Origin of the sequence: Laceyella sacchari (genome assembly GCF_024927925.1) — a bacterium.
In the GTDB taxonomy this organism is placed as follows: Bacteria; Bacillota; Bacilli; order Thermoactinomycetales; family Thermoactinomycetaceae; genus Laceyella; species Laceyella sacchari.
Genome location: NZ_CP103866.1, coordinates 2671891 through 2689983 on the forward strand (window position 1 = coordinate 2671891; position 18093 = coordinate 2689983).

Consider the following 18093-nt stretch of genomic DNA (forward strand, 5'->3'; position numbering starts at 1 on the left):
TAGGTCTGTTCGCTTTTTCACCAAAAAGTACTGCTTTGGATATATTTTTATGTCATTTTAACGCACGGTCACTTGTTTTTGATCTAGCAAACCGGAAGCGCGCAAGTCTTTGATAAAAGTGTCGAAAGTAGGGATGTCGATCTGCTGTTTGGCGTCCGACAAAGCAACTGCCGGATTTGGATGCACTTCCAGCATGATGCCATCAGCCCCCGCTGCCAAAGCCGCCCGCGCACATGGCAACAAAATATCCCGTCTGCCTGTGGAATGTGTGATGTCGACCAACACCGGCAAATGGCTCTCGTTTTTCAAAATCGGCACAGCCGAGATGTCTAATGTGTTGCGCGTGGCTTTCTCATAGGTGCGGATGCCGCGCTCACACAAAATAACTTGATCGTTACCACCCGATAAAATGTATTCGGCAGCAAACAAGAATTCCTCGATCGTCGCAGACAATCCTCGCTTCAACAAGACAGGAGTGCGAACCGCACCTGCCGCCTTCAACAGCTCAAAGTTCTGCATGTTGCGGGCACCGATTTGAATCACGTCTACATATTGTTCAGCCATCTCCATGTCACTCGGGTTGACGATTTCACTGACAATCTTCAAACCGAATTGGTCAGCGGCCTTGCGCAAAATCTTCAACCCTTCTTCCCCTAATCCTTGGAAGTCGTAAGGGGAGGTGCGTGGTTTGAATGCACCGCCGCGCATCAGTTCGATGCCTTGTTCTTTCAATGCTCGGGCTACTTCAAACACTTGCTCTTCTGATTCCACGGAGCAGGGCCCAGCCACCACTTGGGGCTTCACCGCCCCCACCAAGGTACCTTTGATGTCTACCACCGTGTCGGTCGCCTGTTTTTCGCGGCTTACAAGAAGAGTTTTCTTTTGGCTTGTTTGTTGCAAGTCCAACGATGCCTTGAAAATCTGCTTGAACAGGTAACGCACGGTGTTGTCGGTAAACGGCCCTTCGTTGTGTTGAACAATCGTTTCCAACATGACACGCTCCCGCTCCGGATCAAATTTGTTAATGCCTTGCTTTTGTTTCACTTCACCAATTTGCTTTGCCAGTTCCGCTCGTTCGTTTAACAGTCGCAACAGTTTCAAATTGACTTCATCCAGCTTTTGTCGCAATGCGTCTAATTGATTCTCTCTCACTCTTCTTGCTCCTCTCTTCTCAACTAGAAAAATAATTTTCGCCATTATATCGAAAAACAAGCACTTTGTCGAGGGAATTCTGCACCTGTATCAACTTAGAGTGACTGCACGGCATCGGTCAACGCCTGTTTGGTGATATTCCAATGAGAAGCATGCCACTTCACTTCATCTCCGATCACGAAAAGCGCTTGTGGAGACTCATGTTTGATCCCAAATCGCTCGGCAATTTCATTGGACAGTGGTCGATCTTCGATTACGAACACGGCAGCGGACAGCACCTCTGTTGCTGCATCCGAAGACAAAAACGCTTCCCATTCGCCGTAGGCCGCCGCACTGATTGGGCACGAAGTGCTGTGTTTAAACAACAACAAGGGGCGTTTGCCCGCTTTTGCCATCCATTCGTCCAATTGTTCCACAGAGGTGATTCGCGCTGGTTTTTCCATCCATTCCACATCCTTATCAGTTTTTCAGCTTATCTTTGCGCCAGGCGTCAGACGCACGTTCGTATTCTTTCTTGGCACGTCTTCGCAAACCTTTTTCAACTTTATGCAAAAAGGCGATCATCATGCATGACCGCCTTCACGTTCATTATTTCTTATCTTCAATCGAAATATAATCGGGCGTGGTAGAGGAGGGCGCATCAATATAGCGGTTAACCAACACGGTCCCCTCATCGTTTACTTTTTCCCATTTGTTTTCCACCGGCGCTTGCGATTTGATCGTCAGGTATAACTCTTTTCCACGCTCTTTGGCCAATTCCAAGCCTTTCCCCAATTCTTTACGGATTTCATTGCCCGTTTTGGTCGTAGCCAACAGCGCAGTCGCTGCCCCGATCAAGCCGCCAATCACAGCACCCGCCATAAAATATTTACCTTTGCTCATCGGTGTCTCATCCTCTCTCATCAAGATTTGCGGTCAGACCGCCATCTTTTTACCAAATCGATTCCGGCTCCCACCAAAGCAACAACATTGCCCAATCTTTCTTGGTTTGCGGAAACGGTGCGGTTGATGCTTGAAGAAACTTGCTCCAAGCTCTTGCCGACTTCGGTTAAGGAGTTGACCACAGCATCTGCCTTGCGGGACTTTTCGCGAACATCTTCAACCAACAACCGGGTTTCTTGCAAAGTGAGTCGCGTTTCTTCCACTGTCGTCTCCACTTTCTCTTTCAAGCCGTTCACCGTTTGATCCACATTGAGCATCACCTGTCTAACTGCATTGAGCGTGCGAATCAAAAAGATGGACAGCACCACGAATGCAACAGCGATTACCGCCACACTAATCGTTATGATCACGATTCATTTCCCCCTCCATCAACTCCTGCTGAAAACCCATAAGGATAAGCACCTGACACGGTGACCGGCAATCGGCCCGTAGCCGGGAGCTGTCCGGCCACCACGCGCATGCCGGCCTCGATCGAAGGACGAGTTGCCCCGTACAGCGCCAACACGGTGGAGGCGGACGGCAGTTTGACCGCATCATATGGCACATCCATGCCCATCACGATGACCCGTTTCTGTTTCATTTCCAACTGTCTGATGAGCGCCAATTGTTTGGTTTGCGCGCGTGACATGCCTATCACCACCGCGTCAGCCCGTTCCGCCTTGGCTATAAGCTCATTCACTGGCGCTTTGGCCCACTCCTCCACCCAGACCACGTCGGCTTGGTACCCTGCTTTTTCAGCCGCGGCTTTAAACGCTTGCGGCTTATTTGAAGTGACAATCAGCAGACGAGCCGTCTTGGATGGGGCCAACGGAAGGCGCTTCTGTTTGTCTTGCAGCAAAGTAACTGCCCCTTCCGCCGTTTCCCTAGCCACAGCTTGTGCTTGGGCGCTGTTGGCGAACGGCTCCCCTTGCGCTGATTCCGGTTGGGTATGGGTGATGATCGAACGCTTGCCAATTTTTTTTGCTTTCAATGACAAAATGCGGCGAACGGATTGGTCAATCCGCGCTTCCGTGATCTTCCCTTCACTGACGGCTTGTTTGAAAGCGGCAATCGTCTTTTCTTGTACATCCAATTGGTGGCAGACCAATACGATATCCGCGCCCGCTTGGATCGCTTTCACCGCCGCCCGGCTGGTTCCGAAATGATCTTTGATGGCGCCCATTTCCATGTCATCCGTGGTAATGACGCCGTCAAACTTCAACTCCTTGCGCAATAAATCCGTCAATACGCGTTTGGACAAGGTGGCTGGCAAGCCCGGTGTCGGTTCAATGGCCGGAAAGACCACGTGTGCGCTCATCACCATGTCCGCACCTTTATCGATGGCTTGTTTAAACGGAACCAACTCCAACCGTTCCAACCGTTTCCGGTCATGCGGCACTTTGGGCAAACCTACGTGGGAATCGACCGCAGTGTCCCCGTGTCCGGGAAAATGCTTTACCACCGTCAGCACGCCCGCATCATGAAAACCGCGAATCATTTCTGTCCCCATCTGAGAGACCAACTGCGGGTCTTCTCCAAAGGAGCGAACACCGATTACCGGATTGCGCGGATTGTTGTTTACATCTAGCACCGGGGCCATATCCAAATTAATGCCCATCGCTCTCAACTCGGTTCCCATCTCTTTTCCTGTCCGGTAAGCCAAATCGGGCTTGCGGGTGGCACCCAAAGCCATGTTGCCAGGAAACAGTGTAGCCCCTTCTTGAAACCGACTCACGCGGCCCCCTTCTTGGTCAATCGTCACAAACAACGGAATTTTGGCACCGTTGTTCATCGCCAGTGCTTGCAAGTCCTGATTAAGCTTGGCCACTTGACGGGGGTTGTCCACATTGCGATCAAATAAGATCATCCCCCCGATATGGTAGTCCTTAACCAGCTTTTCAGCTTGGGCATTCACCGTGTGAGCTTGTTCAGTTGCTTCACCACGAAAGCCCATGATAAACATCTGGCCGATCTTTTCATCCAGACTCATCTGCTCGATCTTCTCATCCACCCAGGTGGTGGGCGATTCCCGACCAGTCTGTGCTGGAGGAGAGCATGCAGCTTGCGTAGCAAGGAGCAAGCTCGACAAAACAAGCGCCCATCTTCTCCCTTGTTTTAAAATCACACAATGACTCTCCCTTCTCACCCTCTTCAAACAAAGCCCGCCAAGCCACGGGCTGCCAATCATTCAAAACATCTGCGCAAAAATCAGTCTTTCCCCATTTTACTCGATAATTAGAACACCGGAAACAAATGTCACTTCTCTTTCAATGAATCTACAACTTCTCTCAATCATTCGGAAGTGCCTGCAAACCGAGATGGCAGGTGGAAGAGGCAAGAAAGGCCATTGTAAAAATGGTCTTGAATTCAATAAAATGGACAAATATATAATAGTATAATAAAATATCGACAGAGATAAAGGGCTTATCTCCCATATTGTAGACAAACCCGAAACGAGCAAGATTTTTGAGAACAGAGTGACTGGAAGCTCTGAATCAAAACGGAGCGCCGAACGGAGGAAAAAAGCGGGCTTAGGGGCAAATACGCCTCGCGAAAGCGGACGTTGCCCGCTGCCTGCGTTCGGCGGCGGAGCCACTTCCCGTCTGAGCAACTGGAAACGGTGACTCAAAAATCGGCTCTGGGCCACTTTGTCAACAGGCTATATGAGATAAAGGACCTATCTCCCACCTGTTTATATAAATTTGTGATCCGTTGAACGAGGTGAAGAAACTTGAGCACAAAATCCGTTGTGATCATGAAGGGAGACCAAACCGGACAGGAATTGCTGGAAGAAGCGTTGCGCGTTCTGGATCCCAATGTAATCGGTTTTGAAATCGATTTCCAAACCTTTGACCTTAGCTTGGAACATCGCCGTAAAACCAATAACCAAGTGGTCTATGAAGCCGCACAAGCGATGAAACGCACTGGCTTCGGATTGAAAGCTGCCACCATCACCCCTGAAGAAAAAGGGGATGTAGGAAGCCCCAATGCTATCTTGCGCAAAGAGATTGACGGCAAAGTAATCATCCGCACAGGTCGTCGGATTCCTGGCGTACGGCCCGTGGCTGGGACTTTCGCGCCGATCTCTGTGATTCGGATGGCTGTTGGCGACGCTTATGGCGCCAAAGAATGGCGGGATGGGGAAGGCCTCGATGAAGTCGCATATCGCACGGAAACCATCGATCGCAAGACCTGCCGTGCCGTAGCCGAATTCGCGTTCCGTCACGCCAAAAAAACGAATGCCAAAGTATTTGGTGGCCCCAAATATACCGTAAGCCCCGTGTATGAAGGCATGCTAAAAGAAGAAATGGACCTGGCGAGCCAAAAATATCCTGAAGTCCGGTATGAACCGCAGTTGATCGACGCGACCTACGCGCTTCTGATCAACAACTCCGGCGATCCATTAGTTATCCCCGCCCTCAACCGCGACGGTGATTGCTTGAGCGATATGGTGTTGCAACTGTTTGGCTCCATCGCCGGTTCCGAATCGATCTTGATGAGCTTTGACGATGAATTTAATCCGCAAGTGATCATGGCTGAAGCTCCGCATGGCACAGCGCCATCGCTCTTCGGCAAAAACGTGGCCAACCCCATGGCGATGATCTTGGCCGCTGCCTCCCTGCTCACCTATTTTGGCGATGCCAAAGCCTCTGCCGCTTCACGCGCAATTTATGAATCGGTCATCGAAACGGTGCGGGAAGGCGTACGTACCTCTGACCTTGGAGGAAGCTCCACCACTTCCGAATTTACCAATGAAGTGATCAGCAAAGTGCAAACCAAATTGGAAGTGTGGACCACTTTGCAAGGATTTTAAGCAAAAAGCCAACTCCTGACGAGGAGTTGGCTTTTGTCTTACAGATATGCGATCAATGGAGGGGCCTTGTCGTATCTCCGGCTTCCTCTCCGGAATTGTAGGACATGAAGTCATCCCATTTCCACAACGAATCGGCCTTGTCCGGCTTCAAGGCCATATGCTCTTTTTTGGTGGCACGCTGTTCGGCGCGTGACCATCCGGCATAGTCGACCCCCAGCACCGTAGCTAATTCGCGATCCATACAGACCAGATCATCACGTCCGATTTGTTGCAGATCGGTTTTCCCCAGCGAAATAGCCGTCAGCTTCATCTCTTCCACACAGGACTTCAAAAACTTGGCCAGATGTTCCGCGCCTTGTTCGATATTGAGGTCTTCTTTGAACTTTCCGTGGTAAAGCACGCTCTGCACCGGCGGTTCAAACGGGGACGCCAAGTTAAATTGTGTTTGTAGCATAGCTACCAAGGCGATCGAGCCGATATAAACCGCATCGGCCCCCAATGCCATCGCTTTTAAAAAATGGCCCGGCGTGGTAAGTCCTCCCGCAGCAATCACCGACACCTCGTGCTTCACCCCGCGTTTTTCCAGATGACGCACGGTTCGTGCCAAAGCATACAACGTGGGCAATCCCACGTCATCCTGCAACGTCGTCGGCCCTCCGTGTGTACCCGCTTCGGCACCGTCGACCACAATATAGTCGATCCCACCCTCCAATGCGCAATCGATCTCATCTTCCAGATAGTGCGTTGCACATGTCTTCAATCCGACAGGCACACCATAAGTCTGCCTCAATTTGCGCACCAACGGCGGAAACTCTTCGGGTCGATTGACCCCTTTCAGCCGCGAATGGATGGGAGCGTCCTCCCCTTCCGGGATGTTAAAACGGCGGCGGAATTCGTCATCCATCTGCCACGACGACGAGCCCATTGGCGCAGACGCTTGGGCCCCTTGTCCTAACTGAATTTCAATGGCATCGAGTTGCGAGAGGGATTCATGGTCATTCATCCATCCTCCCCGGTTGTATTGGCCGATAAAATACCGGGCCTCGCGTCGCTCTTCAGGCACCAGAGGCGCTTCCCCCGAGTTGGTCGCCGTGCCGGCCATGCTCGCGCCCCGCGCCAACGCCTGTTTCGCTTTTAATCCTAATGCCCCGCCGTAAGACATACCCGAAATCAAAATGGGAATTTCCAGCGTGAGCGGCTTTTTCGCTTTGGGGCCGATCGTCACGCCCGTCTGTACGCGCACCCCGTCTTGCGTGGGCATACGGTACAGATGAACGGGGTTGAACATCAATTGCTCCCACTGTGATAAAACGATAGGGCTACCCAATGGCCGAGGGATCGGTTTGCCTGATTCCGCTCGCATCGCCGCTTCTACAATTGCACGCAATGTCAGTTTTTGCGTAATCGTCACATAAGAAAACAAGTTCTCGGTATAAGGGTCTTGCATCATCCGGTTCATCACTGCATCCGCCACAGTATTGATGATGCGGTGTACAATGCGAGTCAACATAACGCTTACTCCTTTGCCGCCAATTCGGGATGGCGCTCCAGCTGTTGTTCCCAGTGAATAATGGCGCTCTCAATCGGTTGCTGCCCCGCCGTCGTCAACGTCAACCAACCCCGTTGTTCCATTTCGTTAAACAACTTGGTCTGAACCCGGTTCACTTCGTATAAACACTGTTCAAGCGTTTGCCGCAACTCCTCGTTCGCGCTGATGTGCTGTGCTTGCAGATAGTGCTGGCTCAATGTCCGCTCTGTGGTCAAAAGGTCGCGAATCATGTCTCGCATCACCCATTCCATCATCGACATCCTCCTTGCAAGATAACTTCATTTTCACTTGACCTTTCAATGTTGCATCCGCGTTTGTCCGCTATGGTTGCGCAATTGGTCGATTAATTGTTGCAGATGCTGCTTGTGCATTGTTAAAGCCTCGGTCAGCAATGGCTCCCATTCCGTCTCGTTCCCTTCATTGATGGCCGCTTGCGTTTTCTTGATCGACAATGCCTCCAACTCCAGCAGTTCCTCCAATTTCAACAATTCCTCTTGTGTGAGTTGCTCCATCTGTTACCCTCCTTATGCCGGCATAACTCAACTTTTATCAATCGCTCTGCTTATCAATTAGTATGGATATTTCCTCTTCATCTTATGTGCAACAAAAAAAGCCCCGCAGGGCTTTATCTGATGGTAATCATTTTTTTCTCGGTAAGCGCTGTTTGCCTTGCAAAATGTCCAAACCCAGCGCGGGATTGGATTGCACCTGGTCGGCAAATCGCTGAAGCTGGCCCATGTCGACGTCGGCTTGCGTCACTTTCATCAGATATTCCAACACCGCGTTCATGCCACCTTTATCAAAAGCCTCTTTGGCGCCGTCCATGATTTTGCTCAACTGCTCTTCAGTCAACACCTTGCGCCCCATGATCGTATTGATCATCTGCGCCAACTCTTTCATAGAAAACTCGTTGTTACGTGGCATCTCAATCATTCCCTCCTGTTTGCGCACTCGTTACACCATATGCCACGTTTGCCCATCCCGTCCCGGGCATATGCCCAAATCAGCGCGCCCATGCCGTGGAAAATGGACGGATCACCTATCACTTCCAACCGTCGTGCCGTATATAAAGTTGATAGTACGTTTCTATATCTCAGCGAGAAAGGATGGCTCGCATGACTTACGCATTGAAACATTGCCGCGCCTATTATGCGGCGCCTCCCGACCGCCTCCATCCGTGGCAGTGCCTGTTGCTCTTTCTTTTGATTATTCCCACCATTTTTGTTTTCGTTGAAAGCTTGTGCTTCTAGACGGAATCCCATTTTACCGCAATCTGGACATCCGCCTTTCCCACCGTTTGCACTGGGGCATAGAGTAAATCAACTGCTGATGAAAGATTAAAGACTTTTATCAACCACTCTTTCATTCAGCTAAATCAGATCAAAGGAGGAATCGCTATGAGCGGTTATTATGGTGGCTTTGGCTGGAGACAGCTTCTTATCTTCCTGTTGGTGATTGCGACGATCTTCGTCTTCGTCGGATGCGGATTCAGCTATAAAGGCGGCGGTTACTGCTAAGCGATGTAACTTCGCTTGCAACAGGCCGCATCTCTCCTGAAAGGGGGTGTAATCATGAGCGGATATTACGGCGGTTTTGGTTGGAGACAGCTTCTTATCTTCCTGTTGGTGATTGCGACGATCTTCGTCTTCGTCGGATGCGGATTCAGCTATAAAGGCGGCGGTTACTGCTAAGCGATGTAACTTCGCTTGCAACAGGCCGCATCTCTCCTGAAAGGGGGTGTAATCATGAGCGGATATTACGGCGGTTTTGGTTGGAGACAGCTCTTGATCTTCCTGTTGGTTATCGCGACCATCTTCGTGTTTGTGGCTGGTTGCCATGGCAGAGGATATTGCTAAGCTGACGGCAGTGATGACCACATGACCCATCCAAAGGAGGGGTTCTCATGAGCGGATACTACGGCGGTTTTGGCTGGAGACAGCTCTTGATCTTCCTGTTGGTGATCGCAACCATCTTTGTGTTTGTGGCTGGTTGCTTTGGCAGAGGATATTGCTAAAGCATCTTTGTCGGCAGATGCTTCCCAAATAAAATATGCCTAAGCCTCCACCTCCAAAGCGTTGGTGGCCAGGATTGATAAAAGCGCCCTCTAATCAGAGGGCGCTGAGGCTGCTGACAAACTGCCTTGAAAGGCAGGGTCAGCAGCCTTTTTTGTCGAATCAATAAAAAACACTCTATAAGGAGTTTTTTCTATGTTTAGAACAAACCCGAGTAAAGAACATCAACCAGAACTAGTTAACATAGAAGAATTAGTTCCACGAGATCACTTGTTACGGAAAATTAATGAAACGATCGACTTCTCCTTCATTGCTGAGAAATGTAAAGAATTATACTGCCAAGATAATGGGCGTCCATGTCTTGACCCAATTATGTTATTTAAAATGCTACTCATTGGATATTTGTTCGGCATTCGTTCCGAACGCCGACTCATTGAGGAGATTAAAGTTAACATCGCTTACCGTTGGTTTGTAGGGTTATCTCTAACCGACCCAGTCCCACATGCATCTACTTTCAGTCAAAACCGTCGAAGACGGTTCCAAAGCTCCACTATTTATCAGGAAATATTTGATGAAATTGTCATTCAGGCGATCCAACATGGATTTATTCAAGGAAAAGAGCTTTTTAGTGACTCCACTTTTCTTAAAGCCAATGCCAATAAAGGAAAGTTCAAAAAACAATTAGTTAAAGTTACTCCCAAAGGATATATGGATGATTTAGAACAAGCAATTGAGCAAGATCGAGAAGAGCACGGAAAGAAGCCTTTAAAAAAAAAGCCCATAAAGGTTGAAACGAAAGAAATTCGTGTAAGTACGACCGATCCAGATAGTGGTTATATGGTTCGAGATGGAAAACCCGAAGGCTTTTTCTATCTCGATCATCGTACTGTCGATGGTTTACATAACTTCATTACAGATGTATTTGTTACACCAGGAAATGTCCATGATTCAGTTCCTTATTTAGAAAGGTTAAATCGTCAGAAAAGCCGCTTCGGCTTTTCGGTGAAAGCTGTTGCTCTGGATTCTGGTTATTTAACTATGCCTATTTGTCGTGAATTGAGAGGACAAGGAATCTTTACGGTTATTGCACATCGGAGTTTTCGACCAGATAAAGACCTCTTTCCGAAATGGAGATTTAAGTATATTCCTGAGCAAGATGTATATCTTTGTCCAGCAAAGCATCAACTTACATATCGAACGACCAACCGTGAAGGATACAGACAGTACAAATCCAATCCCGAGATTTGTAAGCAATGTCCTTTTCTTAAGAATTGCACAAAGTCAAAGAACCACACAAAAATCCTAACACGTCATGTATGGGAAGATGCAAAAGAGTGGGTTAGACAAAATCGCTTGAGCCCACGTGGAAAAACTTTATATAAGCGTCGAAAAGAAACGATTGAACGTAGCTTCGCTGACGCGAAGGAACTTCATGGTCTTCGATACGCACGCTACAGGGGGCTTGCAAAAATTCAAGAGCAATGCCTCCTAACTGCTGTGGCTCAAAACATAAAAAAGTTGGCTATGCTGCTTTCGAGAGCAGGTAAGGGAGGTGGTTTTAAGTTTATATGGGTTGATATTCATCCATTAATTGTTTATATCCCTTTTATATACAAAAACCCTGCGATCAACAAAGTTGATTCGCAGGGTTTGTCAACATTCTCAGCGCCCTCTAATCAGAGGGCGCTCTTCATTATCTGCGCAAACGCACATAGGCGCGTATCCCTTTGTCCACCCAGTCCCCCCACCAAACGGGCAACGAATGGAACAAACTTGTCCGCTTTTGTTGCAACAACTGATGAAAGCGCTCTGGACGATCTACATATACACGGTTCCGCTTGGCTTGGCGCAATGCCTCCACCGGGCCGTCCACTTCCGTCCCTACCGCATGGATTCCTGCAATCTCCCCATCTCGGCGAGTGATCAGCTTGATGAGGCCCGTCATTCGCTGCTCACGCCATACCTGAGCACCATCATCCACTTGCTGCACTTGTTCCTCACTCATCCCCACTGCCACTAAGGGGGGATCAGTCTTGACGATTCGGGGAGCAATGGAGTAATCGATTCGGTGCTTGGTGCCCAAAAGAGCATTCATCGTCACACGCCTGACTTCTTCCAGCCAAACACCACAATCGGGACGCCCATGGACTAGCGTCCCAACAGCATAAATATGGGAGCAGGAAGTCCGCATCCACGAGTCCGTAACCACCCCTCCCTCTTTGTAGGTCAACCCCAATTCCGCCAATCCCAGACTGGACACTTGGGGTAAAGACACATCCGCCGATACGATTTCATCCGTTTCCAAGGCTTCAACCAAACCGTCAAACTGCAACTGGATGATCTTTTTGTTAGCGCGTTGCACCACTCTCACCACTTGGGTGTGGCACCGCACTCTGACTCCTTCTTGCCGCAACGATGCTTCCAAAATGGACAGGCACTCCGGATCATAGTCTGGCAACAAGCGGGCTCCTGTTTCGACCACCGTCACCTGGGCCCCTTGACGGGCAAGAGCTTGGGCCCATTCGATTCCATGCGCCGTTCCGCCCAGCACAACCCATTTTTTGGTTGGCGGCTGACTCCAACCGGGCTCTTCTGCCACTTCCCCGGTTGTGGCTACACTTGCGGGCTCCGGAACCTCCCGGACGTGTTCCAAAGCGATGATGAATGCCTTAGCCGCTAATCGCACCTGTCCAGCCACTTCTACTTCATGTTCTGTAAGAAAGCGCACATTCCCCTTGTACACATCCACCATGCCCTCGTAGGCGAAAAAGTCCTCTTCTCCCTCGCCGCCCGGGTCCAGCAAAGCCACATGGGCACCCCAGGTGGCCGCTTGGCCGGCAATGACTGAGCCCAATCTTCCGCCACCAATCACAATGAGTTGATATCGCTTCATTTCTTTCGTCCCTTTCATCCAGCCTCGCCCTTTCATTTTAAAACGCTATCAAATCATTTGTGAAGAAAAGGGCGAAACAAAAACGAGCCACGGGAAATTCCTGGCTCGCTAAATTTCATGATAAGGCGCAACCGATTGGATCAAGCATTTACTTTGGTCTTTGCCAAGCAGATGGAGCAACATGTGATATTGTTCAATCAACATCACTTCAAAAAAACGCAAATCCTGTTTTAATTTGCGATTTTCCTGGGCCAACCGTTTCATTTGTTGCCCCATCTGTTCCACTTGCTCTTCCAGTTGGGATATGCGGACATGGCTGAGTTCACGGGCGGACTTGCTTGGATTAGGCAATATTCGCCACCTCTTTCTCCCCATTGGCTGCTACTTTATCTTATGATGATTCCCCTATTCCGCTATCCGCATTTACCTGTTGTGCTTCCTCATTTTTAATGACAAGCTCCGGTAGCTCCGCTTGTTTTCTTATCGATTGCAACATCCGCAAAAGATCTTGGTATTTGTCTTTCACTTCGTTTTCATACCAATCGTAGGATTTCCGCTCTTCTTTTAGTTTACTATTCTCCGATTCAAGCTCGCGCAATGCTTTCTCCGCGTCAGCCAACTGTTTGGTCAACCGTTTGACCTCATCCTTGGCCCGGCGTCCTTCCCGATCCAGCTCTTTGATGAGCGGAATCACTTGCGTTAACGACTCCAATTGATCCCCTTTTTTCTTTTTTAATTGTCTATACACACGCTTTTTCTTCGCGTCGGCATAGGCCTTCAAGTCTTGTTGCCTAAGCACGGCGTTCCAGCGAAAACCGCAGGCTCCTGGTGTTCGGTTCAATTTGCGGCCTACTTCCTCAAACGCTTCGATCTGCGTTTTGCCACTTTCGATTGCCGTTAACGCAAACTCACGCAACAGTTGGTCTTCCTCTTCTGTCCAGCGACGCCCTTTCATATCTATTCTGCCCCTCCCCTCACTTTCATCCTGTGAACAATATTTTTCTATATATATTATGTAGTCTGGAAGGGAGGATATTATGTTTCAAACTTAAAATCCCATCTCATGCAACCGAGGGAGTGGCCCAACGGGAATCAACAGTTGCTCCAAATCTGGCAACGCCATGACCGCTTGACCTTCCGGCAAACGCTCTAAGCACAAGGCCAGCCACACCAGCAACGCCTCCACATCTACTCCGTCGCGTTCAGGGCGGAAAGGCGACAGATAGCGATAGGCGCTTGTGGCCAATTTACGCGCTCCCCGCACTTTACCACGCTTTAGTTGGTGCATGATCGCCGCAATCTGGATCAGTCCGTGATAAAAATCATTGTCCCGCTGTGTTTGCCAAAGCTCCTCCAACACTTCATGCGCTTCCCAATATTCTTCGGCGTGATAATGGCGGAAGAAACTGAGATAATTGGTGTGGTACATCGCCAACTCCCTTTCCTCTCTCCAAACGCGCGGGAGACTTCGCTTTTCCCGGCGAAGGAAAATTTCATTCATCCGATTTCATTTTATATGAACTTGCCCTATCAAGGAAACCTTGCCTAAAAAAGGCAAAGAAAAAAGACCAGGTTCCGTTCCTGGTCACATGAAAGAGGGTCAAGATTAAGGAGTTAAAAGAAGCGTGGTAGCGTAAGCAAGAAGGTCAACCTTACTTACAGGAACCATTTTATCACGCTCCGCGAATTTTGTCGATATGGTGTCGAGGGTTGTTTTCAAACTTTTTCAATTTTGCCCTTCTTTTCAAATCACCCAACGCTTCCAAAACATAAAGATTTTCGGCGTGTTGGTCGCTTTCAGCACCTGCGCGAATTGATTTCGCAGCACTTTATTCTTCGGATCGAGGCGCATTGCCATTTTGAGATGCTTGGCCGCTTCCTCATAGCGCTCCATCTCCATGAACAATCGGGCTTTCCCCAGATGGTAGCGGGGGTGCTCCATATAATATTGCTGCGCCAATTCAAAGTGCAACAGCGCCTGTCCCGTTTTGCCGCGCAACAAACAAATCTCCGCAATCAAAATATGGCTCAGCGCGTCGGTAGGCTCCAACTCCAGCCCCCGCAACAACAAGTTTTGTGCCATGGTGATACAATCGGTATGGGTCATCAAATAACGGGCATACTCCCGATACCCCCTGCTGAAGTGGGGAAACCGGTGCAAAATCGCTTGATAAGACCGGCCCGCTTCCGTCAGCTCCTGTTGGGCTTCCAATATTTGCGCATACAGTAGATGCGCTTCTTTGTGATCTGGTGCGAGGGCGAGCGCGTTTTCCACAGCCTGATGCGCCCGGCTCCAATATTGCTTTCTGACCTCCAGCACAGCCAACATCAAAAAATACTCCGCTTGAGGCTCCTCCTTGATCATGCGTTCCAGCTTTGCCCGATTGCGGCGGTAGCTCCCCGATATATACCGCTTCCCTTGTGCCTCCCTTGCGAAATCCAACTCGATAATGGGTCCGGCCACGTTTCTCTCCCCCTTTATCTAATATAAAATCCTAAGCGCAGCTACCTGATCGCGATCACAGACGCATGCGGGTCACATCGTCCGTCTCGTAACAGTCCAGCTCATCCCGCAATGTGGTGAATAATCCCGACAATGAGAGCGTAACGCGGCGCAACATGGTCGGCGGCGTCTGCCGAAAAATAATGCTGTCACCCCGTGTATAACTATATCGGCTGTTTTCCCAATACACTTCGTTTTGGGGATGATAGAAGAAATGAACACAAGTATGGGCGATGTTACGCAACGCTTTTTCCGCAAGCTCCTGATGAAAATCAGCACGACGCAACACCCGGCTTACCTGTTCATAGCCCCGTTCGCAGGCGACACTCAGATAGCGCAAATCATGCAAAAACTCCCGAACGTACGCTTCCTGCTCTTTGGTTGCTGGTGCGAACTCACTCGTCAGCTGCGGCAAGGCGGTATAATCCAAAAACTCGTTCAGTTGTGTCTTGGCCTCTTTCAAATGTTCCTTCACCAGAATGCACAGCTCTTTGGTTTGCTCAGCTGGCACGATGAAACAACCCCCTGTTGCGACAAACTACGCCCATGTTAAATTTCCACTTTTAGTATATCATATGGCCCATTTCATTTCTGCAATCAATTTAGATATTTTAAAAATAAGAAGAGAGAAAAAGACTAGGACCTTAGAAGGAATTCATATAACGAAACAAGAATTTACCGAAACCAAGGCGTGTCTGATCCTTATGATATGCGTCAACGCGACTTGCCAGACACACCTAGTTTAAATCCCACTGGAGGAATGGCATATGAACACAGCTTGGCCACCCACCGACTTGGCCCAATGGAGCACACAATTCCGCTTCTTCACTCCGATCCAGGTCCGCTTCTCCGATACCGACATGTTGGGGCATATCAATAATGTGAGCTACTTCAGCTATTTCGAGCATGGCAGGATCGCTTATCTGGAAAAATTGGGTCTGACCCGTTATCTATTGCAGTCCCCGACAGAGCCGGGCGGATATATTGTCACGGCCAATCTAGAATGCCAATATCTGCGAGAAATTCATTTCGGCAAAGATGTGCGCCTAGGTGTTCGCGTCAGTCGTATTGGAACAAGCAGCTTAGATATTGAATACGCTTTATTTTTGACAGAGGAAGAAATCATCGCAGCCATCGGACGCGGCACAGTGGTTTATGTCAATCCCGCGACTGGCAAAAGCCAGCCTTTGCCTGAACAGGCGAAAGAATTGATTCGCTCCTTTGAAAAAGAGCAGCCTTAATCCGCCACAACCAACACTCCCCGCACCTTCAAGGCGTGCGGGGAGGAAAAAAAGAGGCCTCATGAGAGACCAGATCATTTCATTACAAATCGTCCTTATGTTCTCTGGTGCTTTGCTTTATTAGCCATTCACCAGACATGCCCCTAGTGGTAATATAAGCACATGCGCTTTTTTGCAATCGTTTCAGCGACAATGTAATAAATCTCTTCTTCTTTTAATGCTGACACTTCACCATAGATGAGGATTTGTGCTTCTTTTTCTGTTTCCGTCAACAGCTCATGTATTTCGGGCATCCGGTCCAACACCAAGCGGGACAAGGTTATTGCTTGCATTCGCCTCACCTCTTGCTGTGATGTTTATCCGCTTGCAGCCCTCCCACCATCCACACCTATTTTCCGCCGAGCAAGATCGCGTGATCCACTTTGATGCAACGATCCATGACCACCATGATGCCATGCTCTTGCGCCAAGCGGGCTGCTTCCTCATTCACCACGCCTGACTGCATCCAGATTGCGCGCGGTTTCACCTTAACCGCCTCTTCCACCACGGGCAAAACCGCCTCGCTCCGCCGGAACACATCCACAATGTCAATCGGTTCAGCAATCTCATCCAAGGAAGCGTAGGGACGTTCCCCGAGAACCGGTTCTGTCAGATTGGGGTTCACCGGAAAAATACGATAACCAGCTTTTTGCAATGCTTCCGCAATCAGATAACTGGTTCGCTCCGGATTGTTGGAACAACCGACGACGGCAATATTTTTGGCAGTTGCCAGCAATTCTTTTCTTTCCTGATCCGTTGGATTTTGAAACATATGATTATCCTCCTTCATTCCGATCGTGATTGGTTAGTCCCAGACCGAACCGTTGCATGATTTTTTTGCCGAATTCTTGCAAATGAAAAGGTCCGTCCTGTTGTTGCAAATAAATATGTTTCACCATCTCAATCAACCAAATGGGCAGTTTTTTTCCCTTGATTAAACTGTAAAACGCATTATATCCCTCAACAAGATGATCCCATCTCTTGTCATCGCCGGGGTTCAAGTATTCAGAGACATCAATCACCTTGGCCTTATTTCCTTGCAGAATCACGTTTTTCAAATGAATGTCCCTCGGATTGAGCCCCTTGCTCCTTGCAAATCGGCGCGCTTCTTCCACTTGCTCGATCACTTGCTCTGGGATGGTGATTCCCCGCTCCAAACATTGGTACAGCGTGGGACCCTGTTCATAACTCAACGCCAAGTAATTGGTTCCACTCCCACGTAAGCGAGCGAAGTACGGCGAGTTTCCCAAGCGTTCATACACTTGTTTTTCCTGTTCTTTTTTGGCGAGCCGATCTGGCGCGTAACATTTGAACACCAGGTCAGGGTAGTCGGGATGCTGGACGACCACCGCATCCGTACCAACGCCGATCAAGCGCAAGGGTGATGGGATATATTTCACATCCACTAATTCATTTCGGTCATTCGCATGAACGATGATTTCCTTTAAGCTTGCATCAAGCTTGTCATCCATTCCGGATCCTCCTGTGATTGAGTGTGCCCCTGTACCGAATCAAAGATTTCTATTATTCTATAGACAGTATTTTCCCGATTGGAGTGAAGAACATGCGCCAATGTTATAAGTTATTGGCATCTCTTTTGCTTGGGGATAGCTTCTTGTTTATCTATTTTTCATGGCAAGGGCGCGTCACTCACCAGATGCCGTTGGATGTGCCGTCGGTGTTGACTACGGCCGCTCCCTTCCTCATCGCCTGGTTCATGGTCGCATTCTCTATGGGGCTTTATCGCGCTCCGCATCGTCAACCGCTACTGTCGGGTTGGCTCCAGTTGTGCGGCGCGGTTCTGATCAGCACTTGCTTGGGAACCGCGCTCAGGGCTTGGTATCTGAATCGCCCTTTTGACTGGCTGTTTCTGTGCATCACCGCCCTCTTCATGTTGGTCGCTTTCTCGCTGTGGCGGTTGGGATGGTGCTGGGTTGTCCGGCGCTGGGTGGTCAAACCAGGTCAATAA

Annotated in this window: 21 protein-coding genes and 1 pseudogene; 4 read left to right on the forward strand and 18 right to left on the reverse strand. The window is 49.3% G+C overall.

Annotated features, from left to right (window positions below; all coding sequences use genetic code 11):
- Positions 1-57: 57 nt before the first annotated feature.
- The 5 genes from NYR52_RS13020 to nagZ all read right to left on the reverse strand — a co-directional run bounded on the left by NYR52_RS13020 (position 58) and on the right by nagZ (position 4198).
- Positions 58-1152, reverse strand: coding sequence for a bifunctional 3-deoxy-7-phosphoheptulonate synthase/chorismate mutase (locus NYR52_RS13020; RefSeq protein WP_259435784.1), 1095 nt, complete (start codon positions 1150-1152; stop codon positions 58-60).
- Positions 1153-1247: 95 nt separating this feature from the next.
- On the reverse strand, positions 1248-1595 hold the full coding sequence (ytxJ, locus tag NYR52_RS13025) for a bacillithiol system redox-active protein YtxJ (protein WP_259435785.1): 348 nt from the start codon (positions 1593-1595) through the stop codon (positions 1248-1250).
- A 145-nt stretch (positions 1596-1740) separates the two neighbouring features.
- Positions 1741-2034, reverse strand: a complete 294-nt coding sequence (locus NYR52_RS13030) for a YtxH domain-containing protein (RefSeq protein ID WP_029071882.1) — start codon at positions 2032-2034, stop codon at positions 1741-1743.
- A 20-nt stretch (positions 2035-2054) separates the two neighbouring features.
- Positions 2055-2444, reverse strand: a complete 390-nt coding sequence (locus tag NYR52_RS13035) for a DUF948 domain-containing protein (RefSeq protein WP_158283379.1) — start codon at positions 2442-2444, stop codon at positions 2055-2057.
- Entirely contained in the window at positions 2441-4198 is a 1758-nt protein-coding gene (gene nagZ / locus NYR52_RS13040) for a beta-N-acetylhexosaminidase (RefSeq protein WP_259435786.1), read from the reverse strand. The genes NYR52_RS13035 and nagZ overlap by 4 nt, the downstream gene beginning before the upstream one ends.
- Positions 4199-4828: 630 nt before the next feature.
- Here nagZ and NYR52_RS13045 point away from each other — a divergent pair.
- Complete coding sequence (locus NYR52_RS13045; protein ID WP_054096026.1) at positions 4829-5887, forward strand: isocitrate/isopropylmalate family dehydrogenase; 1059 nt, start codon at positions 4829-4831, stop codon at positions 5885-5887.
- Positions 5888-5939: 52 nt separating this feature from the next.
- Here the strand turns inward: NYR52_RS13045 and NYR52_RS13050 are convergent, their stop codons facing one another.
- The 4 genes from NYR52_RS13050 to NYR52_RS13065 all read right to left on the reverse strand — a co-directional run bounded on the left by NYR52_RS13050 (position 5940) and on the right by NYR52_RS13065 (position 8360).
- On the reverse strand, positions 5940-7397 hold the full coding sequence (locus NYR52_RS13050) for an FMN-binding glutamate synthase family protein (protein WP_132222848.1): 1458 nt from the start codon (positions 7395-7397) through the stop codon (positions 5940-5942).
- 5 nt (positions 7398-7402) lie between these two features.
- On the reverse strand, positions 7403-7690 hold the full coding sequence (locus tag NYR52_RS13055) for a spore coat protein (RefSeq protein ID WP_158283381.1): 288 nt from the start codon (positions 7688-7690) through the stop codon (positions 7403-7405).
- A 42-nt stretch (positions 7691-7732) separates the two neighbouring features.
- Positions 7733-7948, reverse strand: coding sequence for a hypothetical protein (locus NYR52_RS13060; protein ID WP_132222852.1), 216 nt, complete (start codon positions 7946-7948; stop codon positions 7733-7735).
- 127 nt (positions 7949-8075) lie between these two features.
- A complete protein-coding gene (locus tag NYR52_RS13065) occupies positions 8076-8360 on the reverse strand; it encodes a hypothetical protein (protein WP_132222854.1) in 285 nt (94 codons plus the stop codon).
- Between the two features lie 1283 nt (positions 8361-9643).
- On the opposite strand from NYR52_RS13065, the pseudogene NYR52_RS13070 reads away from it, so the two are divergent.
- Positions 9644-10993: pseudogene (locus tag NYR52_RS13070) on the forward strand (IS1182 family transposase); the annotation flags it as partial.
- Positions 10994-11141: 148 nt separating this feature from the next.
- On the opposite strand, the gene NYR52_RS13075 reads toward NYR52_RS13070, so the two are convergent.
- From NYR52_RS13075 to NYR52_RS13100, 6 genes are all read right to left on the reverse strand, one after another.
- Complete coding sequence (locus tag NYR52_RS13075; RefSeq protein ID WP_259435787.1) at positions 11142-12359, reverse strand: FAD-dependent oxidoreductase; 1218 nt, start codon at positions 12357-12359, stop codon at positions 11142-11144.
- A gap of 90 nt (positions 12360-12449) precedes the next feature.
- Positions 12450-12692, reverse strand: coding sequence for a hypothetical protein (locus tag NYR52_RS13080; RefSeq protein WP_132222860.1), 243 nt, complete (start codon positions 12690-12692; stop codon positions 12450-12452).
- A gap of 40 nt (positions 12693-12732) precedes the next feature.
- Positions 12733-13296: a hypothetical protein gene (locus NYR52_RS13085; protein WP_132222862.1), complete on the reverse strand. Its 564-nt coding sequence runs from the start codon at positions 13294-13296 to the stop codon at positions 12733-12735.
- 93 nt (positions 13297-13389) lie between these two features.
- Entirely contained in the window at positions 13390-13770 is a 381-nt protein-coding gene (locus tag NYR52_RS13090) for a DUF309 domain-containing protein (RefSeq protein ID WP_158283384.1), read from the reverse strand.
- Positions 13771-14085: 315 nt separating this feature from the next.
- Positions 14086-14805, reverse strand: coding sequence for a tetratricopeptide repeat protein (locus tag NYR52_RS13095; RefSeq protein ID WP_022736892.1), 720 nt, complete (start codon positions 14803-14805; stop codon positions 14086-14088).
- 55 nt (positions 14806-14860) lie between these two features.
- Positions 14861-15355 carry a DUF3907 family protein gene (locus NYR52_RS13100; RefSeq protein WP_158283385.1) on the reverse strand — a complete coding sequence of 165 codons (495 nt, stop codon included), beginning with the start codon at positions 15353-15355 and terminating at the stop codon, positions 14861-14863.
- A gap of 256 nt (positions 15356-15611) precedes the next feature.
- Between NYR52_RS13100 and NYR52_RS13105 the strand changes: the two genes are divergently transcribed.
- Complete coding sequence (locus tag NYR52_RS13105; protein WP_132222868.1) at positions 15612-16085, forward strand: acyl-CoA thioesterase; 474 nt, start codon at positions 15612-15614, stop codon at positions 16083-16085.
- 143 nt (positions 16086-16228) lie between these two features.
- On the opposite strand, the gene NYR52_RS13110 is transcribed toward NYR52_RS13105, so the two are convergent.
- The 3 genes from NYR52_RS13110 to NYR52_RS13120 are packed head-to-tail and all read right to left on the reverse strand — an operon-like array spanning position 16229 to position 17596.
- Positions 16229-16417, reverse strand: a complete 189-nt coding sequence (locus tag NYR52_RS13110; RefSeq protein WP_132222870.1) for a hypothetical protein — start codon at positions 16415-16417, stop codon at positions 16229-16231.
- 56 nt (positions 16418-16473) lie between these two features.
- A complete protein-coding gene (locus NYR52_RS13115) occupies positions 16474-16896 on the reverse strand; it encodes a CoA-binding protein (protein ID WP_132222872.1) in 423 nt (140 codons plus the stop codon).
- 4 nt (positions 16897-16900) lie between these two features.
- Complete coding sequence (locus tag NYR52_RS13120; RefSeq protein ID WP_132222874.1) at positions 16901-17596, reverse strand: serine/threonine protein kinase; 696 nt, start codon at positions 17594-17596, stop codon at positions 16901-16903.
- A 92-nt stretch (positions 17597-17688) separates the two neighbouring features.
- Between NYR52_RS13120 and NYR52_RS13125 the strand changes: the two genes are divergently transcribed.
- Positions 17689-18093, forward strand: coding sequence for a DUF3054 domain-containing protein (locus NYR52_RS13125; protein WP_132222876.1), 405 nt, complete (start codon positions 17689-17691; stop codon positions 18091-18093).